Annotated in this window: 19 protein-coding genes; 5 read left to right on the top strand and 14 right to left on the bottom strand. The window is 40.8% G+C overall.

Going from position 1 to position 19,137, the window contains the following annotated elements; genetic code table 11:
• Nucleotides 1-4: 4 nt before the first annotated feature.
• Nucleotides 5-1,240 carry a M48 family metallopeptidase gene (locus IPP86_14455; protein MBL0139706.1) on the top strand — a complete coding sequence of 412 codons (1,236 nt, stop codon included), beginning with the start codon at nt 5-7 and terminating at the stop codon, nt 1,238-1,240.
• Here IPP86_14455 and IPP86_14450 read toward each other — a convergent pair.
• From IPP86_14450 to IPP86_14440, 3 genes are read right to left on the bottom strand one after another with little or no spacing between them, the layout of a single operon-like run.
• Complete coding sequence (locus IPP86_14450; protein ID MBL0139705.1) at nt 1,233-2,312, bottom strand: FAD-binding oxidoreductase; 1,080 nt, start codon at nt 2,310-2,312, stop codon at nt 1,233-1,235. The two genes, IPP86_14455 and IPP86_14450, sit on opposite strands and share 8 nt — an antisense overlap.
• Nucleotides 2,309-3,196, bottom strand: a complete 888-nt coding sequence (locus IPP86_14445; protein MBL0139704.1) for a PD40 domain-containing protein — start codon at nt 3,194-3,196, stop codon at nt 2,309-2,311. The genes IPP86_14450 and IPP86_14445 overlap by 4 nt, the downstream gene beginning before the upstream one ends.
• Before the next feature lie 7 nt (nt 3,197-3,203).
• Nucleotides 3,204-3,878 (bottom strand): hypothetical protein, encoded by a 675-nt coding sequence (locus IPP86_14440; GenBank protein MBL0139703.1) that lies wholly within the window; start codon nt 3,876-3,878, stop codon nt 3,204-3,206.
• Nucleotides 3,879-3,936: 58 nt separating this feature from the next.
• Here IPP86_14440 and IPP86_14435 point away from each other — a divergent pair, with 58 nt between their 5' ends.
• Nucleotides 3,937-6,186: a T9SS type A sorting domain-containing protein gene (locus IPP86_14435; GenBank protein ID MBL0139702.1), complete on the top strand. Its 2,250-nt coding sequence runs from the start codon at nt 3,937-3,939 to the stop codon at nt 6,184-6,186.
• A gap of 149 nt (nt 6,187-6,335) precedes the next feature.
• On the opposite strand, the gene IPP86_14430 is transcribed toward IPP86_14435, so the two are convergent.
• Together IPP86_14430 and IPP86_14425 are read right to left on the bottom strand one after the other, a co-directional pair.
• Nucleotides 6,336-7,037: a response regulator transcription factor gene (locus IPP86_14430; GenBank protein MBL0139701.1), complete on the bottom strand. Its 702-nt coding sequence runs from the start codon at nt 7,035-7,037 to the stop codon at nt 6,336-6,338.
• Between the two features lie 18 nt (nt 7,038-7,055).
• A complete protein-coding gene (locus IPP86_14425; GenBank protein ID MBL0139700.1) occupies nt 7,056-8,708 on the bottom strand; it encodes a HAMP domain-containing histidine kinase in 1,653 nt (550 codons plus the stop codon).
• A gap of 138 nt (nt 8,709-8,846) precedes the next feature.
• Between IPP86_14425 and IPP86_14420 the strand changes: the two genes are divergently transcribed.
• Nucleotides 8,847-9,896, top strand: coding sequence for a T9SS type A sorting domain-containing protein (locus IPP86_14420; protein MBL0139699.1), 1,050 nt, complete (start codon nt 8,847-8,849; stop codon nt 9,894-9,896).
• A gap of 178 nt (nt 9,897-10,074) precedes the next feature.
• Here IPP86_14420 and IPP86_14415 read toward each other — a convergent pair whose 3' ends face one another.
• From IPP86_14415 to IPP86_14400, 4 genes are all read right to left on the bottom strand, one after another.
• Nucleotides 10,075-10,653, bottom strand: a complete 579-nt coding sequence (locus IPP86_14415; protein ID MBL0139698.1) for a DinB family protein — start codon at nt 10,651-10,653, stop codon at nt 10,075-10,077.
• A 55-nt stretch (nt 10,654-10,708) separates the two neighbouring features.
• Nucleotides 10,709-11,197 carry an LEA type 2 family protein gene (locus IPP86_14410; GenBank protein MBL0139697.1) on the bottom strand — a complete coding sequence of 163 codons (489 nt, stop codon included), beginning with the start codon at nt 11,195-11,197 and terminating at the stop codon, nt 10,709-10,711.
• Nucleotides 11,198-11,263: 66 nt separating this feature from the next.
• Entirely contained in the window at nt 11,264-12,031 is a 768-nt protein-coding gene (locus IPP86_14405) for a phosphosulfolactate synthase (protein ID MBL0139696.1), read from the bottom strand.
• Nucleotides 12,028-13,443 carry a tetratricopeptide repeat protein gene (locus IPP86_14400; protein MBL0139695.1) on the bottom strand — a complete coding sequence of 472 codons (1,416 nt, stop codon included), beginning with the start codon at nt 13,441-13,443 and terminating at the stop codon, nt 12,028-12,030. Before IPP86_14400 ends, IPP86_14405 begins: the two co-directional genes overlap by 4 nt.
• 187 nt (nt 13,444-13,630) lie before the next feature.
• Here IPP86_14400 and recF point away from each other — a divergent pair, with 187 nt between their 5' ends.
• Entirely contained in the window at nt 13,631-14,746 is a 1,116-nt protein-coding gene (recF, locus tag IPP86_14395) for a DNA replication and repair protein RecF (protein MBL0139694.1), read from the top strand.
• A gap of 32 nt (nt 14,747-14,778) precedes the next feature.
• The gene (locus IPP86_14390) at nt 14,779-15,072 is read left to right on the top strand and encodes a DUF721 domain-containing protein (protein MBL0139693.1); all 294 of its coding nucleotides are present in this window, start codon (nt 14,779-14,781) and stop codon (nt 15,070-15,072) included.
• A gap of 27 nt (nt 15,073-15,099) precedes the next feature.
• Here IPP86_14390 and IPP86_14385 read toward each other — a convergent pair whose 3' ends face one another.
• From IPP86_14385 to IPP86_14365, 5 genes are all read right to left on the bottom strand, one after another.
• A complete protein-coding gene (locus IPP86_14385; protein ID MBL0139692.1) occupies nt 15,100-15,516 on the bottom strand; it encodes a nucleoside-diphosphate kinase in 417 nt (138 codons plus the stop codon).
• Between the two features lie 314 nt (nt 15,517-15,830).
• A complete protein-coding gene (locus IPP86_14380) occupies nt 15,831-17,213 on the bottom strand; it encodes an NAD(P)(+) transhydrogenase (Re/Si-specific) subunit beta (GenBank protein MBL0139691.1) in 1,383 nt (460 codons plus the stop codon).
• A 40-nt stretch (nt 17,214-17,253) separates the two neighbouring features.
• Entirely contained in the window at nt 17,254-17,568 is a 315-nt protein-coding gene (locus tag IPP86_14375) for an NAD(P) transhydrogenase subunit alpha (protein ID MBL0139690.1), read from the bottom strand.
• 10 nt (nt 17,569-17,578) lie between these two features.
• Nucleotides 17,579-17,941 (bottom strand): hypothetical protein, encoded by a 363-nt coding sequence (locus tag IPP86_14370; GenBank protein MBL0139689.1) that lies wholly within the window; start codon nt 17,939-17,941, stop codon nt 17,579-17,581.
• A gap of 21 nt (nt 17,942-17,962) precedes the next feature.
• Nucleotides 17,963-19,093 (bottom strand): Re/Si-specific NAD(P)(+) transhydrogenase subunit alpha, encoded by a 1,131-nt coding sequence (locus IPP86_14365; protein ID MBL0139688.1) that lies wholly within the window; start codon nt 19,091-19,093, stop codon nt 17,963-17,965.
• Nucleotides 19,094-19,137 lie beyond the last annotated feature (44 nt).

Raw genomic sequence — 19,137 nt, 5'->3', positions numbered from 1 at the left:
AAACATGCATCCGCTGCTCATTTTTATGCTGCTTATCTTGATTGCGGATTCAATTTTTGAATTTGTACTTGATCTGCTGAATCTGAAATTGCTGAAACCTGAGTTGCCCGAAGCATGTAAAGACATTTACGATCCGGAAAAGTACGCATTGAGTCAACAGTACTATAAAACTAATCAGAAGTTTTCCTGGATTTCAGGCGGACTAAGTCTCCTGATTACAATTCTGATGCTTAGTCTGGGTGTTTTTGGCTGGCTCGATTTATTTCTCCGGCAATACACAAATCACCCTGTACTTTTGGCTTTGCTTTTTTTCGGGATCTTATCTTTTGGATCAGCAGTGTTACAAATCCCGTTTGAATTATATAAAATATTTGTAATTGAAGAAAAATATGGTTTCAACAAAATGACTCCCTCTGTTTTTATTGCGGACAAACTGAAAGGGATGTTGCTTGGAGTAATTATCGGGGGAATTTTACTATCTGTTTTGGTGCTGATTTATACTGGCACAGGATCGAATTTCTGGTGGTTGGCATGGCTAACTGTTTCCATTATCATGCTTTTCGCTACCATGTTTTATGCATCCTGGATTATTCCAATGTTCAACAAATTGACACCCTTACCGGAAGGAGAGTTGAGAACAGCCATTGAAAAATATTGCCGGAATGCGGGCTTTGCATTGAATAATATTTTTGTGATGAACGGTTCCAAACGATCCTCAAAAGCGAACGCTTTTTTCAGCGGGCTGGGAAAGAAAAAGAAAATTGTACTTTACGATACCCTCATTGAAAAACATTCTACGGATGAGTTGGTCGCGGTGCTTGCTCATGAGACGGGACATTACCAGCTGAAACATACGCGAACCGGTTTGTTGCTTGGATTGTTACAAACAGGACTAATGTTTTTTTTCTTGTCATTTTTTCTCGGGAATAAGGAACTTGCAATTGCTCTCGGTTCAATTGACGCTTCCTTTCATTTAAATATTCTTGCCTTTGGAATCCTGTATACTCCGGTTTCACATCTGCTGAGTATTTTCATGAATGTGATTTCGAGAAAACATGAATTCGAAGCTGATGCTTTTGCAAGAAAAACCAGTAATGCTGCTGATCTGGTTACTGCCTTGAAAAAACTTTCTGTGGATAACCTCAGCAACCTTACTCCACATCCGGCTTATGCTTTTGTTCATTATTCTCATCCTCCATTATTGGAAAGATTGAAAGCCTTGCAAAATCCGGTTAACTGATTTTCCTGTAGAGATCTTTAAACCGACTGACATTTACTTCCGGGTCAAGCGGAGACCCATTTTCAAGGTGATCAATAAAATGTGACGCAAAATATGGACCAAGGGATACTCCTTTTGTTCCAAGTCCGTTAAAAAGAAAAAGGTTTTCATGCACAGGGTGTCTGCCAATTAATGGTCTTCTGTCTTTGACGGTTGGTCTGACACCAGCCTTATGTCCGACAACTGTGAATGGAACATTGATTACTTCCTTTAATTGTTCCACTAATTTCTGCAAAGCACCTTCAGTAGGAATTTCATCCAAAGGATTCCAGGAATAAGTTGAACCGACACGAAACAAAGTATTGCCAATAGGAACAATGAAAATACTTTTCATCAGAATATGATTCTCCGGAAGTTCCGGAGCTTCTATCGTGAGAATTTCTCCTTTTGCAGGTAACATTGGAACCCATGACCAAAATGGATTTTCTGAGATTTTATATCCTTCGCAGAAAATGATTTTTCCGGCTTGATAATTTTTGTAGGAAACACCGTCATTACTAATTTCTAGCTTATCATGCTCAAAGTGTTCCTCCAGAAATTGACTTTGTTCCTTAAGTTTTGTTTTGATTGAATGCGTAAATGCGGGCATATTCAACCAGCCGCTGTTTAATACAGGTACAAAATGAAGAAATGGTTGTAAAACCTTTTTGTACTCTTGTTCATCAATTGGCTCACCAATCAGGTTCCGCATTTCAGGATCTGATTTACGGCCGCTCCAGTCATTCCACTGTTTCGCGTTCGTAACGATTTCCAGAATTTTCATGGAATGGAATAGGCTGGTTCCTGTTTCTTTTTCAAATTCCTTGTAGAATGAAAACGCAAAGGGAAATGCAGTGTCAGCCATCCAGGTTTTAACAAGACGACGTCCGGTGATTGGATGAACCAAGCCTGCTGCTACTTGTGATGAAGATGAAGCGGTAAAGGGCTCTACAACCAGAATTTTTTTTCCCAGCTTGAGTAGATAGTGAGATAACAACGAACCCGCGATCCCTTGTCCGACGATGAGATAATCAAGTTCGTTTATTTGACTCATGGTTTTTGTCCTGTGAATGCAACCAAAGCAAGCCTTGAACCATCAGCATTTACAGAGATCCTGTAAAAAGCATGAACCGTTGAACTAAAATCTGCCAGTTCGTTCCACTGAGTGTCAGATCCGGCTTTCCAGCTATACAATTTTCCTTCACTACCCATCAACAAAGTGTTATCAGGCAGGAAAGCGAAATCTTCATTGCCTGAAATAGTCTGAACCAATCTTTCTGTTTTTAATGTCTGAATATTCATTGAATAGATGAACCATTCTTTTTCATTCGCTTTCACAACAAAGTTGAGTGATTTCTTATCCGGTGCCAGTTTTAAACAGCGACCAATATCACTTGCAATTAACGTACGCTGTCCGCTATGAGTATTCAGCACCTGAAGTGTATTTGAAGGACCAAGGATAAACATGGATAATAGAGAATCGTTGAGCCAGCAGAAATAGCCTATCGAATCAGTGCCTTTGATTTGTTGAGCGGATGTAAGTAAATTTTCAGGTAATAAATATGCTCTCTGACCTGAATCCTGATCTACCCGAACCACAGTCAGGTTTTTCCCATCAGGACTATAAGTAGGGGAGAACTCGCTTTCTTTGGTGTTGGTAAGCTGACTAATCTTTTTGCTTCCTAAATCCACAGAATAAATATCCGATTGTGTCGTATCAACCACACTCACATACAGAATGGATTTTCCGTCCTTACTGAAACAAGGCTGATTGTCGTAGCCTATTCTTTTTGTAATGTTCTCTGGTGTTGTAAATGTGTATTTGCCACCTTCTTTTTTAATTCCGGTTAAAAAGATATCTGTGTCCGGTAATTGCGCGAACAAAAGTGTACAAAATGAAATCAATGATAAAGTAATAAATAGCCTGTTTGGTTTCATGATAATTTTATAAATGATATTCTATGCCGTTTCTTTTTTTGGATGCAAGCGAAATTTCGAGATCAACGCTGTCAATTTCAGTACTTACATAAGTTATTCTGGAGGAATAGCCGCGAATGGAGACCATTGCTCCGGGATTTAATTCAATAAGTTTTATACTATCCACTTTGCCATGGAATACAAGATCTCTTGTTATTGTCTCTCTGTATAAGCCGCGTTTACGAATAAGCTTGTAATGCGGAATGGAATCCTCCTTTGCAACTGTATTCTGGGTTTCCAGCCAGAGATTTCCCTGAACATTAAATGCAGGACCAAATGAGTCCGTGTATTTATTCGTCAGCAAAAAATTGACCATCATGGATGGAGAAAACAAAAACATCGGAAACCCTATAATGAAAGCAGCGAAATAGATACGGATTGGAAGTGGCAGCGTGATCCTCCATACCCAGCCACTGAGCATTACACCTGAACAAAAAAAGATCAGAAAAAAATAATTAAAAGTAGAAGCAGGTGTATTTGCCGGCCGTAATATCAGGGATGCTATGAATCCAAACAGGAGAATGGAATGCATCCCGGCAATAAGGAAAAACCGGGATCTTCCCAGATTTTTACCCAATATCATCAAAACCAATGCAATGACGAATGAGGAGATATAGCAGATTATGGCAAGGTAGAACGACATAATACCGGATAACCGTTATTTTATTTTATTTTTGATTCCTGCACCAAAGCTAAGTAAGATGATTCAAATTAAATACTTCAGAACTACCTTCTTTTTGATTTTTTTAAGCCTCTACGGAATTGTCGGGCCCGGAAACTCTTATGCGGCTCCCGGGGATACAATTGTTGTCCATGGCTTTCAAAATTATCTCCATCAAAATTGTAATTCCGGAACGGGAACTTTTGCATTTCCTTCTGATACTTTGAATTCGTACAAAGTGATGTTGCGTTATGAATTAAGTTGTCCTGCTTTTGGTTGCGATATTTATGATCGAATCGCGACATTAAAATTGCTTCGTCATACAGGTACCTATGATTCAACGCTTACCATTGCTCCGAATTTTATTGTAGATGGGAACAGACAGGATTCAATCTGGTTTATGAGAGATACTTCATATCAGTATTCTTACAACACACAAACCAGCAGCATAGATTCAGTCCCATTTCCATCCCTCCAGATAGTTTTCTACAGCGATACACTTAATCCGCTTTCTCCTACAGATACTCTCACAGCCTGGCCTTCCTATTACAATCAGTATGTTTTTGATGCCAATGGAATAGCAACAGATTCTGTTCTGGTTCAACCCGATTCCATGGTTTATTATCTCCCTGATTCGGTTTATTCGGATCCGTTTGAAGTCATTGAGCCGATTGAAATTGCCAGAGCTATTACTCCCTATGGACAAGGTGTTGTTTTATGGTATGATGTATCGGATTACAAACCCTTGTTAAAAGACAGTGTTACTTTGTATACTTATGTTTGCGGGTACAGCAATGGCTGGCAGGTCACTACTGACTTCTATTTCATTGAAGGAACACCTCCGATACATCCATATAAAATTACCAATCTGTGGAATGGAACTTTTCCCTATGGAAACACCGGCAATCCAATTGAAAATCATTTGCAGCCGATTTCAATTTCGATAGATTCTCAGGCAGTTTACTCGAAAATCAGATTGGTCACTACCGGACATGGATTTGGAGGTTACCCGAATCAGAATGTAGCGGAATTCTATGACGTGACACACCATTTGGTGGCTGGTACCGATACTTTATCACAGCATCTCTGGCGATCAGATTGTGGTAACAATCCACTTTATCCACAAGGCGCTCCCGGCTATTCCAGTACCTGGTTTTATCAACGCGCGAATTGGTGTCCGGGATCTTATGTAACTCCCCACGACTACAATGTGAGTTCACTCGCTCAGCCGGGAGGTTCATTGGTGGTTGATTATAACATGCAACCATACACAGTTACCGGAGGTCCTTCAGGCTGGTATCCACCGGAATATTATATACAGTCACAGGCAATTTTTTATGATCAGTTGAACTATAGCAATAACGCCGCAATTCTTGAAATCCGTAAACCGAATGGAGCTTTTGAATACAATCGTCTCAATCCGGTATGTGACGGAACCCAGCCGCAAATCCTGATTAAAAATTATGGAACCAATCCATTGACTTCGCTCACTATAAATTATGGTATTGATGGCTCTACGGTGAATTCTCTTCAATGGACAGGGTCCCTTGATTTTCTTGATACAATCAGTATTGACTTGCCTGCAATTATCTATGGAGCAGGAAATCATACGTTCACTGCATACCTGGAGAATCCTAATCTAAGTCCTGATGAATTTGTTTTTGATGATACAATGAATTCCGATTTTGTAGCTACCAATATCATAAATGCAAATGGTTTATGGATTCAATTGAAAAATGATGGCTCACCAAATGAAGCTTCCTGGGACATCCGTGATGCAAATGACAACGTTGTCTTTTCACGTCCGGCTTTTCCCGGAGCTTACGCGATTTCCAATGATACCGTTTACCTCGCAAATGGTTGTTATACTGTAAGTGTCTATGACAGCTATGGCGATGGTTTATGTTGTTATGGAGGAGGGCAGGGATTTTTCAGTATAAATAAAATTGATGGAAATGTGTTGTACTATGTAAAAGACTTTGGCGCATCCTTTTCAAAGAGTATCACATTGGACAATACACTCAGCATTCCTGAAAATAAAACAATTGAAAACTTCTTTATCTATCCGAATCCTGCCAGAGATAATATCTGGTTGAATACATCCATTGAGAATGGTGATGCATCCGTTGAAATCCATGACATCAGTGGAAGGATGATTTATATGAATGAAAAACTCATTATCACTGATCATCGTCTTGATATCAATACAAGCAATTTTCAATCCGGCGTATATTTCATCCGGCTTTCAGCAGGAGGGAGCAGCATGACAAAAAAACTGATCATCCATTAATTTGTCTGATCTTAAGGGGAGTATTTAAAATTCTTTAAACGAGAACAGAATAATACGGAAATAAAAAAAACGCCTCAATGGGCGTTTTTTTTATTTATTGAAATTTCATGCTACTGATGTGATGTTTTAAAAAATCATTTAAGAAGAAATCAACCTCCGGCATTATCAATCAGTCGGAAACCCTTTCCATGAATATTGATGATATCAAGAGAAGGATCATCCTTTAAATATTTACGGAGCTTCGTAATGAATACATCCATACTTCGCGCATTGAAATAATTATCATCACCCCAGATTTCCTTCAGTGCTTTCTGACGGGGGAGAAGTTCATTTTTATAGATGCAAAGCATGCGAAGAAGGTCCGCCTCTTTAGGACTTAATTTCTGGGATTCATTGTTGATGCTGATGCTGCGGTGATCATAGTTAAAATGGTAGTTCCCTACAGTAAACTCTTTTTGAGAAGGGTCGTGTCCCTTTTCAGTACTGCGCTTCAGGATCGCTTTCAATTTATACAAAAGCACTTCGGAATCGAAAGGCTTTGTTACATAATCATCCGCGCCTACACGGAAACCACTGAGCATGTCTTCTTTCATGGTTTTAGCTGTGAGGAAAATAATCGGAATGTATTCATCCTTCTCCCGGATTTCCTTCGCGAGAGTAAAGCCGTCTTTTCTAGGCATCATAACGTCAAGAATACAGATATCGTATTTTCCGGAAACAAACTGGTCATAACCGGCAAAACCATCTGTACACAATTTGACATCATATTCATTTAGTTCAAGATAGTTTTTAAGAACAGAACCAAAGTTTGGATCGTCTTCTACCAGTAAAATTTTTGTTTTGTTGTTCATATTTAGAGTAGTTGGGGGTTACTTATAGGGGAGAAATACTTCAAATGTGCTTCCTTTGTTTGGTTCACTTTCTACGATAATCCAGCCACGATGTTTTTCGATAATCGCTTTTACATAGCTAAGTCCAAGGCCAAATCCTTTGATATCATGGATATTTCCTGTTGGAACACGATAAAATTTTTCAAAGATTCTCTTTTGTGTTTCTTTGGTCATTCCAGATCCCTGATCTTTTACTTTAATAAGAAGGCCGTCTGCTAAATTTTCAGTGCGTACTTCAATAACGGGTTTCTCAGGGGAATATTTATTTGCATTATCGAGCAGGTTGAAAATCACATTTGAAAGATGTATTGGATCACCTTCAACCATCGGGATTTCTGCAAGAAGCTGTGAATGAATCTGACCTTCTCTGCTCTCTACCTGTAAACTTATCAGATCAACTGCTTTTTGGATTACATCATGCACATTAACAGGTTCATGACGGATATTCAATTCACCTTTTTCAAGTTGGGCCATCTGCAGCACATGTTCAACCTGTACATTCATTCTCTTATTTTCTTCCCTGATGATTCGGGTGAAATAATTCATTTTTTCCGGATTCGCCACAACCCTTGGATCCTTGATTGAATCCACTGCCAATGAAATTGTTGCAATAGGTGTTTTGAATTCGTGAGTCATGTTATTGATAAAATCGGTTTTGATATCCGACAACTTTTTCTGCCTGAAAATAACCTGAATGGTATAGGCAAATCCAAACAGGATGATGAGCGTAAAGAGGCTGGAACTGATGAGCATCAGCCACATGCTGGCAAGCAGGTATTCAATTGTATTCGGAAAATTCAAGATGAGAAAATCCGGTTTTGCAACAATGTCATTTGGAAACAATAAAGTTCGGTACTTAGAGTTGGCAAGATCGTCAGTCTGAGATGAATTTTTAGTTAACACAAATGCATTACTTTCTCCATTTAAAACGCCAAAATTATAATCTATATCAAGACCGCGATTTTTTAATTCGTAACTTACAAGTGAATCAAGGTTTTTTGGATTAATACGTTTTCGTATGTCGTCATCCTGGCCGGCAAATTCTACGGCCATTTTGTGCATCACCTGATTTAGTTTTTCAAGCCGGGCCTTGATTTTCTCTTCATTTTGCTTGATGATCACCTCAGCGGAGTCGCCATAAAAGCGCATGATCCTCGATGATCTGAATGTATGCTGAGAAATTGAGTCTGTATGCACAAAATTCCTTCGCTGTAAACGCAGGAATGTCTGATTGCTCCCCGGACGGTGAAACTCAATATTGATATCCGCATTGTCCAGATCTTCCCAAATAGGCGGTGGCGGACTCATTGGCATATCGGGTATTTCAATACTTGTGTCCGTAATGGTGATCGGAATTGGTTCCTCCTGATCCATACTTTCCATGGTATCATTCATCATCATCCTGCTGATTTTGGCAGGATCAATGTCGAAAATACGGTCATGCAGGATAGTCATGGCTTCATTGGTTTCTATCCTGTCAACAATGGCGCTCATGGCCTGAGTTACTGTTTGTTCAAATTGCTGTTCTTTTAGCTGAATATCATGCATGATCCAGTATACCTGCAGGGTGATAATCCCAAGCAAGGCGATGCTCATTAGCGCGATAATCCACCGAATCCTGTTTTTATTCATACAGCTGCAAAAATACAGAGCCTTAACACTTGACTGTCGATTTTAACCAAATATTAACAGTGATTAACCCCCTTTTAACTGCCGTGATACTATCATGACATTACTTTTGGTACACGTTCAAAATTAATCTCTCAAAAAATGACAAGACATCCGAAAGAACTTCTGGCCTGGATAGCACTGGTTTCTGCTGTGATCTTACTCGGTGTTTCGCTTGCTATTGCCCAGGAGCCTCAGTCTCAAAGGAGCAGGAAAGACAAGAATTCTGTTTCAATAAAGATCACAAAAAAAGAAAATGGGATAACAACTCGCATTGATACTTCACTCAGCACTACTGATCCGGAAGCTATTGAATTATTACTCGAACAATTGGAGGAAAAGTATAATATATCCATGAAAATTCCAACTCCTCCTGATGCCCCGCTTGCTAAAAAAGAATCACGGAGGAAGAAAGAAATTGTTATGCATTTTGATGGTGCAACACTTGGTGAGAAAGAACAGGACGAAATTGAGAAAGAGGTTGAAAATTCGATGAGAGAAGCAAAAGCGGAATTGGAAAAAGTATGCAAAGAAATGCACAATATTCACATCGAAGTGAATTCTTCGGATACCAATAATTTCACATTTGATTTTGAAATGCCGGAATTACCTGAAATTCCGGTCCCACCGGATTTTCCTTCAACCATGGATTTTTCATTTCATGCCGGAAAAGACCATCACATTAAACATCATTCCGGCTCAATAGAAGATCAGTTTGATGGAATCGACAGCGTGGATGATGAAGACCATCTCATCTTTTTTGGAGATGAGGGAGAAGATGCACCGGTTTTTGAAAAGGAAATCATTGGAAAAAACGGACAGAAAGCATTTGTATTCAAACGTTCACAGCCCGCGGAAATCAACAATTCAGAAAAAGAATCCGGTTTTGAGAAGGAGTCATTGCGACATTTGCGTTATTATCCTAATCCGAATCACGGAAAATTTGATCTCGATTTTTATCTGAATACGGAGGGTGATACAGATGTAAGTATTTTCGATCCGAATGGTAAGGAAGTCTTCCACGAAACTCTAAAGAAATTTTCAGGGGAATATTCCAACCAAATCGATATTTCAGATAAAGGAAAAGGGAACTACCTCCTGAAAATAGCACAGGGTAATAAAAGCATTTCGAAAAAAATTATTGTGGAATAAAGGAAATTTTTCCCTCACAAAAAAAATCCTGCTGGGTCGCAGGATACCATCAAAGCAAATTCTTGGTAGAGTAGCTTGATTGGTTAAACAGAAGGTCCTCCCGCTAATCCGGGGGGATTTTTTTTTTGAAAACTTCATTGAATTATTCCCCGGAACCAAATGATTGATCCTGTTCAGATCACAAAGCAGAGAGCCCCGGATTCTCTTTCACCAGAAGGGCTTGTGCAAGATGCCGCTCTTCATGTCCTATCAGAATTTCAATGCAATCTTTCAGCGGAAATGTGATCAGTGGCGCGACAGGAGAGGATACTATTGTTTTTTGAAAATCCTGATTCTTCAAGTTACTGATTTTGCTTTTTAAAAGTTCCTGATGTTTGATAAAATCTGCAATTATAACAGAACGTACCGCGGATTTTCCGGGATCAAATAATTTTGGTGCAACAAAGGGTTTGATGATTTTCGCCCCCAATGATTCCGCCATTTTTCTTCCTGTGTAGGAGGAGAGTGGATTGATTTTTTGCCAGAAGCTTGCTTTGAATTTTCCTGAATTCAAAGCATCCAGGATTGGAAAATACTTTTCATTCGATACAACCAGATGGAGCAGACATTGTCCAATGCTCCAGCTATTCTGGCTTGTTTTCCAGTTCAATTGTGATGCATTCAATTCGGAAAATTCAAATTCAACCTTCGAAGAAATAGCATCCAGTCTTTGGATCCAGTCTGAAACTAATTTTGTGGAATCTGATTCCTGAGTCATGTTGAATGGAGTTCTGAAAATTTCTCAGTGATTTTTGAAACGCGTAAAAGAATCTTCAGAATATCTTTTGTAATGTTTTACTGTCAATCTTTTGTTTTAATTCAAATGGATATTTCTTTCTGAAAATAAATTTCCCGAATGTAATATTTCCTTTTACTACCGATTCCATACTGCTCGAACCAAAGAGCGCGGCCAGACTTCCGGGAAGAATAGTCAGCAATTCCTGTGTTGTCGTTCCGATGTGGATAGGAAGAGCCGCATCCGCTTTTCTTTTGATCCGAAGGTTGTCAGGAAGCGTAACCGTTCCAAGGTTCTTCTGATCGATACTCAATTCAGTCTGAATCTTCACTATCCTGAATCCCCAATTGTTCGGATTGTGGAGCATCAAATTAAAGCTGACTTCAGCCTGATTTCCTGCAGAATTAACGGTAAGCTGATCAATTTTTCTGATCTCTACGGGTAACGTACTGAAGCAACTGCTCATTATGGAGAGCAGACAGAAAAGTCCGGAATAAATAAGAAAACGGAACGAAATTGTTGGCATCTGTTGCGTGACAGTCGGGGAGAAACAGAGAAGGATAGAAAACTATTTTCAGTTTTCTTGATTGCTTTAAGATTTCACATCCAGATACTGGAAAAACGTATCGCTACGTAAGCCAATCCGTAATGCTTCTACAGCAATCACTTCATTCGGAGCGATATTACCGAGATTGACGTTCGCGCCAAGAAGCTTGATAAAATAGGTTTGTCCGCCTTTATTCGGAGCCTCCCAGATCATTTTCTCAGGAGGAATCCTGGAGATGATTTTATTGATCAGGACAACGTGTGCTTTTCCGCTTGGACGATAGATACCTACAGTACCACTCTCTCTTGCTTCCGCGATCACTTTCCAGGCACCGGCCTGAACTTCGCTTTCAATCATTTCGATCCACTTGTTCGGGTGAATGATAATACCCTCTTCTTTCGAGCCAACTTCCGTGATTACCGTAACATGTTTAGCAAGTTGACGGATGTATTCAAGTTTCTTCGAGTGAGGAAGGGAAATACTTCCGTCACTCACCTCAGCATGTTTCAATCTCAGTTTTTCAATAAGACGCAGGTAATCGTCGAACTTATTGCGAATAATGAATGCTTCGAGAAGAGTACCACCGAGATAAACCGGAATTCCGGCAGCGCGGTAAACATCTATTTTCTTTTCAAGATTTGGAGTGATCATTGAGCTTCCAAATCCAAGTTTTACAATATCAATGAATTCAGATGCGGATTCAATAAAATCTTCTGTTTGACGAACGCCGAGTCCTTTGTCCATAATCATGGTTAAACCATGCTCACGGGGCTTTGCTGTCCGCTGCGGTACCTGGTCCAGGATAAAATTCATATTCTGTTTTTGTAATGATCAATCAACTCAAGCACGTTATGGTCATTTTCCATGACCGGTGCATATTCAAAAATTGTGTGGCAAAGGTGTGGATTTTTATCGAGAGCTGATTCAAGAGTGTGATAAGATTCGCGGATGTTTCCCATGCTGTAATGATAACAAGCCATACGGTACAGGATCTCAGCATCATCAGGATGATAGATGAGACCGTTTTCAATTAACTCAAGAGCTTCTTTCGCGCGGTTGTCGACCATGAGCAAATGTGAATACTCAAGCCAGATATCATGGTTTTCCGGTTCCAGATCAAGAACTTTTTGATAGGCCTGTTCCGCGGCACCATAATTCTCCATATGGTATTCCGCGTCACCGAGAGCAAACCAGAATTCAGCATTGTGTTCATCGAGTTCCAGCGCTTTTTTGATATAACGAGTCGCTTCAAACCAACGTTCTTCATTCTGTAATGTGATCCCAATACCGAGCCATGCTTCAGCCAGATTGGGATCGAGCTTTGTAGATTTTTTGTAATATTCCCTGGCACGATGCAGATCTTCCAGTTGCTCATAACATTCACCAATGTTGTAATAGGTGAGGGCATCCGGTGCTTCGAATTCAAATGTTTTTTTATAACATTCAATAGCATCGTTATATCGGGAAAGATTTGCCAGTGTATTTCCTTTATTAAAATATGCTGAAGAAAAATCGTCTTTGATAACCAGACAATAATCATAAGCATCCAAGGCGTCATCAAAACGATGCATCCTGTTGTACACATTTCCCAGATTGTACCATGCCGGAAAAGAATACGGTTGCTTGTCGATGAATTTCAGATAAAAATCTATACTGTCCTGAAAACGCTCAGTGAATTCAAAGCAAAAGGCAAGCTCATACATCGCAACTTCATTCTCCGGATTGTCCTCCAGGCAAAGTGTCAGATAGGTGAGTGCCTTGTCGTAATCACCCCAGCTCTCGTATACATATGCAAGATTCAAATACAACAAATCCAATTCATCAGCGAGTGGAATGGCTTTGTTGAAATTCTCAATTGCAAGCTCGAATTTTTGTTGTTGAGAATAAATACTACCACGGATCATGAATAAATCCGGGTCAGTAGGAGTGATCTGTTCCGCTTTATCAAGAATACTCAGCGCTTCAGAATAACGGTCCACCATTGCCAATAACTGAGCCTCCCTCAAAAGAAACTCAACAGATGCGGGATGCTGCGATTGTCCGAATTCAACAACCTGCAGGGCCTTCACCGGATCGTTACGTTCGATGTAATAGTCGATGATACTTAAAAATGCTTCAACATCAAAGAAGTAAGCATCTTTGTTGCGAATCATTTGCTCATACCGTTCTATGGAATGACGAACCAGACTATTTTCGTCGCGCGGATTCAGAAATTCTTCTTCCATGCAAAAGGGTTAGTTCTCCTTAAAGAGAATGCTTTCATCAAAGATAAGAAATTACAGCGAATTTCAATTTTGTGAAATCAGAGTTATTCACAGGATATGGTTAATTGAGAGGAATTTCAAGGTTTTTATTTTTCATACCCTATAAAGGTGCATCTTTCAGGGTTCCTGTGTACCTTCGCAAACACCCATGTTTCTTCAAAAACTGTCCCTTATTAACTTCAGAAATTACCCTGAAGCGGAACTTTTCCTGGATCCTTTTGCAAATGCCTTTACCGGTGGCAATGGAGAAGGCAAGACCAATCTGCTCGACGCGGTGCATTACCTGTCGATGTGCAAAAGCTATTTCAACCCTATCGACGGACAAAATATCCGTTTCGGTGAGGAATACTTTATGATCCAGGGAGTCTTTGAATTGAATGGAAAAGAAGAACAAGTTTATTGCGGTATCAAACGCAATCAGAAAAAAGTCTTCAAAAGAAATCAAAAGGAATACGAAAGACTAGCGGATCATATTGGATTGATTCCGGTGGTTATGGTTTCTCCGACAGATACCAGTCTGATTACGGAGGGAAGTGAAGAGAGAAGGAAATTTCTGGACAGTATTATCTCACAATACGATAAATTGTATCTGGATGATCTGATCAACTATGTACGTGTGCTGACCCAGCGCAACAGTGTGCTGAAACAAGCTGCACAACAGCGGAAGTTTGAACCGGACGCACTCGCCGCATGGGATTTGCAACTGGTAAGACTCGCGGAGAAAATTCATTCCGTCAGAAAACGATTTATCGCGGAGCTCATTCCGATTTTCAAAAAGTATTATGAATTCATTTCGGGTGGCAAAGAAGAGATTGATATCCGATACGATTCACAATTGAATGATGGAGATTTTAGTGTGCTGTTGGAAAATGCGCAGGGAAAAGACAGGGCAGTGCAATACACCACTGTGGGTATTCACAAAGATGATCTTGCATTTATGATCCATGGCGCTCCTGTCAAACGATTCGCTTCACAGGGTCAGCAAAAATCATTCCTGATCGCTCTAAAGCTCGCGCAGTTTGATTTCATTCGAGTGGTAAAAGGGATCAAGCCAATATTGTTATTGGACGATATCTTTGATAAGCTCGATGATGACCGCGTTGCCCGACTGATGGAGTTGGTTAGTAAAGATAATTTCGGACAGTTGTTGATTTCAGATACACATCCTGAGAGGATTCAAAAAATATTCGATGATATCGGCCTCGGTATCCGATGTTTCCAGGTGAAAGATGGTGTTGTTTCAACTTCGAAAATTGAAATCTGATTTTTGCAATACAAAAATTTAGTACCAGAAGTATGGCGAAGAGAACCAATGACCGGCCGATAAAAGCGGCAATTGACGAGATGCTGAATCAGTTTCATCTGAAAGAAAAGATGAACAAATTTCAGTTGATTCAATCCTGGGAAAAAGTCATGGGCCCCGCCGTCGCGCACCGCACCACTGAATTGATGATCATCGACAGGAAGTTATTTGTAAACCTTAGTTCCGCTTCTCTCAGACAGGAGCTTTTTCAGGACAGGGATAAAATAACACAGCTCCTGAACAAAGAAGCAGGAGCTGTGGTAATTGATGAAATTGTATTCCGGTAAGATACCGGAATCACAAAATTCTATTTCTTAGAATCTTTCTGTTTGTGAGAAAAAGAAGCTGCCTTCGATCGCGGCATTTTCGTCACTGTCGCTACCGTGAACTGCATTGGCTTCAATGGACTTCGCGAAGAGATTACGAATGGTGCCCGGAGCGGCTTTTGCCGGATCTGTAGCGCCAATCAAAGTACGGAAATCTTCTACAGCATTATTCTTCTCAAGGATAGCAGCTACAATCGGACCACTTGACATGTATTTTACCAGATCATTGTAAAATGGACGCTGACTGTGAACAGCATAAAACAGGCTTGCCTGATCAGGAGTGAGTCGGGTGTATTTCATAGCAACAATCCGGAAGCCTGCTTCGTTTATTTTAGCCAGAATCGGGCCAATGTAATTGTTGGCGACACCATCCGGTTTAATCATTGTAAAGGTTCTGTTTGACATATTTTTGTTTTGATTTTTACAGGTCGCAAAAGTAGAGAAAAGCGAGCGGATTTGAAAGTATCCCTCTGTAAATGGCTCGCTATTTTTTTGGTGCTTAGTGCTTGGTGCTTAGTGGTTAGTGCTTAGTGCTTGGTGCTTAGTGCTTAGTGGTTAGAGGTTAGTGCATGGTCCATGGTATTCAGTTCCAGGTACTAGGTACCAGATATGGGAAACGCAGAATAAATATTTTGTTTTTGGAATTTGTTAATGAAAAAACAGCGTGGCTCCAACATCGAACCACTAAGCACTAAGCACTAACCACTAAGCACTAACAATCAGAGCGTCTTCAACTCCGCAACAAGTTTGGAAAGCGCATCCTTGGCATCACCAAAGAGCATACTTGTCTTCGTGTTGTAGAAAAGTTCATTGTCGATACCGGCATAACCGGCATTCATACTGCGCTTGTTGATGATAATATGGTGTGCATTCTCAACCTCCAGAATCGGCATACCAAAAATTGGAGAGGAAGGATCATTTTTAGCTGCCGGGTTCACAACGTCATTCGCGCCAACGACCAGTACTACATCCGTGTTGCTGAATTCAGGATTGACTTCTTCCATTTCTGCAAGTTTTCCATAATCCACATTACTTTCAGCAAGGAGTACGTTCATATGTCCGGGCATACGTCCTGCAACAGGATGGATTGCATATTTTACCTCCACACCGCGCTCTTCCAGAATTTTTTCAAGTTCATGAATCACGTGCTGAGCCTGAGCAACAGCTAATCCATATCCGGGAACGATGATTACTTTTTTGGAATAGTTCATCAAAACAGCCGCATCGCTGATACTGATATCTTTTACAGAACCACCCGTTTTACCACCACCGCCTGCAGCAGCTGTTTCACCAAATGCTCCGAAGATGACATTAAACAACGGACGATTCATCGCCGAGCACATCGCCAGTGTAAGCAATGTACCTGCGGAACCTACCAGGATACCACCGGTAAGCATGACCTGATTGCCATAAAGAAAACCGCCAAAAGCGGCAGCAAGACCAGTGAATGAGTTCAGTAATGAAATAACCACCGGCATATCAGCACCACCAATTGGAGCTACAAAGAAAACCCCATAAACCAGGGCCAATGCGAATACACCCAGCAACAATGCAACGCTGTCGGTACCGCTTACAGTCATGTAAATACCGCTGGCGATAGTAACAAACATCATCACGGTGTTGATGGTATTGTAGTTAGGCAGGCGAATGGATTTTTTTAATGTACCATTCAGTTTCATGAAGGCGATAATGGAACCTGAAAAAGAAACGCTTCCAATGATCATCCCGGCCATAATAATTCCGATTCTACCGGGTTGTCCGATGTTGTGGTGAAATTCCAGCAAAGAAATTAAAGCGGCACAAGCTCCACCCATACCGTTGAACAGCGAAACAAGTTCAGGCATTGCTGTCATCTTCACACGCTTGGCAGTCATCCATCCAATCACGGTACCAATGGCAATCGCGCCCAGAATCAATCCGTAAATGACCGGTGATACCAGATCGTGAATTACAATGGTGCCGATCACAGCCAGCGTCATTCCGAAAGCGGCCCACAGGTTTCCGCGTCGGGCAGTTTGAGGACCACTAAGCATTTTTAATCCGATCACAAAAGTGACAGAGGCAATCAGGTATATAATATCAAGGATGTATTTTTGATTCATAACAATGAATTTCGATCGTTTGTCTTAATGAAAAGAGAGCTTACTTTTTTTCTTTCTTCTTGAACATTTCCAGCATTCTGTCTGTCACCACAAATCCTCCTACCACGTTGAGAGTACCCAGTACAACGGCAACAAAGCCCAGACAGAGCAGTAAAATATTTTCCGGTTCTGTGTTGAGCATCACAATGATGGAACCGACGATCACAACTCCGTGAATCGCGTTAGCTCCTGACATCAAAGGTGTATGAAGTACTGATGGAACTTTACTAATCACCTCAACACCCACAAATACGGAGAGGATCACGATGTAAATCATCTGGATATTTTCACCCAGAAAAGAAAGGATAGCGTTCATATTCTATATTTTAATTTATTGACTCCTGGTACTTGATTACCCGCAGGGCAGCTTCCAGGACTTCGATCATACTGTTTCCCTGGCTCAGAATGAGTTGGGAGTTATTTAAATTTACCTGTTCGTATTCCAACGAACGTTCGTACCAATACAATGTATTTTTTGCCTCCTGAATGAATACACAGAGTGTATAATAAAAATCAGAAGGAGTAGAGGAGGTGTGAATTTTTGAGCAAACCTCACTGAGAGATTTTACGGATTCCTTCAACTTCAGATGCAAAAACATAGCTGCATGATGATTGCCGGAATCAATGGCGGAAGACAGAATCGCCTGTGTGAAATTCTCTGTCCAGTTTTTGAAATTTAAATCTTGCATCTGTGGAATGAAAAGTTAGAATTAAGCGGGAACTGCTTGTGCGACGGAAGGATGTACAGCCACACCTTTGTGAACGATCAAAGAACCTTTCGTGATCTCTTCTTCCATTTCCCAACGGAAACCTTCCTTAGCGGCAAGGTGAGTCAGAAACGCGGAAATGTTTTTGGCGTACAGTTCACTCGCATTGAGAGGAAGCAGGCTGGGAAGATTGCCTTCGCCAATGATGGTAACACCGTGTTTAACCACATGCTTGTTCAATTCACTCAATGTACAATTACCGCCCTGTTCAACCGCCATATCCACAATTACAGAACCCATGCGCATCCCTTTGACCATATCTTCCGTTACCAGTACAGGTGCCTTGCGGCCGGGGATCAGGGCTGTAGTAATCACAAGATCCGCTTCAGAAATATGTTTGGTAATGAGGGCTTGTTGTTTTTTCAAAAAATCTTCGGAAACATTTTTTACATAACCGCCTTCCAGCTTTACGGAATCATCACCTTTTAATTCGATGAATTTTCCTCCAAGGGATTCCACTTGTTCTTTTGTTTCCGGTCGGATGTCCGACACTTCCACAATCGCGCCCAGACGTTTCGCGGTCGCGATAGCTTGCAGACCGGCGACACCTGCGCCCATGATTACAACTCTTGCAGGTTTCAATGTTCCTGCAGCTGTCATCAGGAGCGGGAAAATTTTACCCAAAGACGCGGCACCAATGATGACCGCTTTGTAACCTGCAAGGTTTGCCTGAGAACTCAGAACATCCATTTTCTGTGCCCGCGAAATCCGGGGAATCGCGTCCATGGAAAAGGCGGAGATTCCCTGTTTCACACATGCTTCAACCAGTTGTGGATTGGTAGCCGCGTACATCAGGGAGATGAGTACAGCATCCTTTTTCATCCAGCTGATTTCTTCGGAAGAAGGAGCGTTTACCTTCAAGACAATATCTGCCTGGCTGTAGAGCTCCTTTCGGTCACTGAGAATACGAGCACCGGCACTTTCGTAAGCGCTATCGGCAAAATAGGATTGCATACCTGCTTCTTTTTCAACCAGGCATTCAAAACCGGCTTTGACAAGTGTCGATACAACATCCGGCGACAGAGCCACCCGGCGTTCTCGTTCTTTTGTTTCTTTTGGGATAATTACTTTCACTGCAAATTTGTTTTCGGTTGAGGAGGTGCAAAGAAAACAATAAA

Source organism: Bacteroidota bacterium (assembly GCA_016720935.1).
Lineage (GTDB): Bacteria > Bacteroidota > Bacteroidia > AKYH767-A > 2013-40CM-41-45 > JADKJP01.
The sequence above is the reverse complement of the archived record's forward strand: the minus strand, read 5'-3'. Positions and strand labels throughout refer to the sequence as shown.

Coding starts and splice junctions, on each gene's coding strand:
- IPP86_14455 (MBL0139706.1), top strand. CDS start 5: ATGCATCCGCTGCTCATTTTTATGCTGCTTATCTTGATTGCGGATTCA.
- IPP86_14450 (MBL0139705.1), bottom strand. CDS start 2,312: ATGAGTCAAATAAACGAACTTGATTATCTCATCGTCGGACAAGGGATC.
- IPP86_14445 (MBL0139704.1), bottom strand. CDS start 3,196: ATGAAACCAAACAGGCTATTTATTACTTTATCATTGATTTCATTTTGT.
- IPP86_14440 (MBL0139703.1), bottom strand. CDS start 3,878: ATGTCGTTCTACCTTGCCATAATCTGCTATATCTCCTCATTCGTCATT.
- IPP86_14435 (MBL0139702.1), top strand. CDS start 3,937: ATGATTCAAATTAAATACTTCAGAACTACCTTCTTTTTGATTTTTTTA.
- IPP86_14430 (MBL0139701.1), bottom strand. CDS start 7,037: ATGAACAACAAAACAAAAATTTTACTGGTAGAAGACGATCCAAACTTT.
- IPP86_14425 (MBL0139700.1), bottom strand. CDS start 8,708: ATGAATAAAAACAGGATTCGGTGGATTATCGCGCTAATGAGCATCGCC.
- IPP86_14420 (MBL0139699.1), top strand. CDS start 8,847: ATGACAAGACATCCGAAAGAACTTCTGGCCTGGATAGCACTGGTTTCT.
- IPP86_14415 (MBL0139698.1), bottom strand. CDS start 10,653: ATGACTCAGGAATCAGATTCCACAAAATTAGTTTCAGACTGGATCCAA.
- IPP86_14410 (MBL0139697.1), bottom strand. CDS start 11,197: ATGCCAACAATTTCGTTCCGTTTTCTTATTTATTCCGGACTTTTCTGT.
- IPP86_14405 (MBL0139696.1), bottom strand. CDS start 12,031: ATGAATTTTATCCTGGACCAGGTACCGCAGCGGACAGCAAAGCCCCGT.
- IPP86_14400 (MBL0139695.1), bottom strand. CDS start 13,443: ATGGAAGAAGAATTTCTGAATCCGCGCGACGAAAATAGTCTGGTTCGT.
- recF (MBL0139694.1), top strand. CDS start 13,631: ATGTTTCTTCAAAAACTGTCCCTTATTAACTTCAGAAATTACCCTGAA.
- IPP86_14390 (MBL0139693.1), top strand. CDS start 14,779: ATGGCGAAGAGAACCAATGACCGGCCGATAAAAGCGGCAATTGACGAG.
- IPP86_14385 (MBL0139692.1), bottom strand. CDS start 15,516: ATGTCAAACAGAACCTTTACAATGATTAAACCGGATGGTGTCGCCAAC.
- IPP86_14380 (MBL0139691.1), bottom strand. CDS start 17,213: ATGAATCAAAAATACATCCTTGATATTATATACCTGATTGCCTCTGTC.
- IPP86_14375 (MBL0139690.1), bottom strand. CDS start 17,568: ATGAACGCTATCCTTTCTTTTCTGGGTGAAAATATCCAGATGATTTAC.
- IPP86_14370 (MBL0139689.1), bottom strand. CDS start 17,941: ATGCAAGATTTAAATTTCAAAAACTGGACAGAGAATTTCACACAGGCG.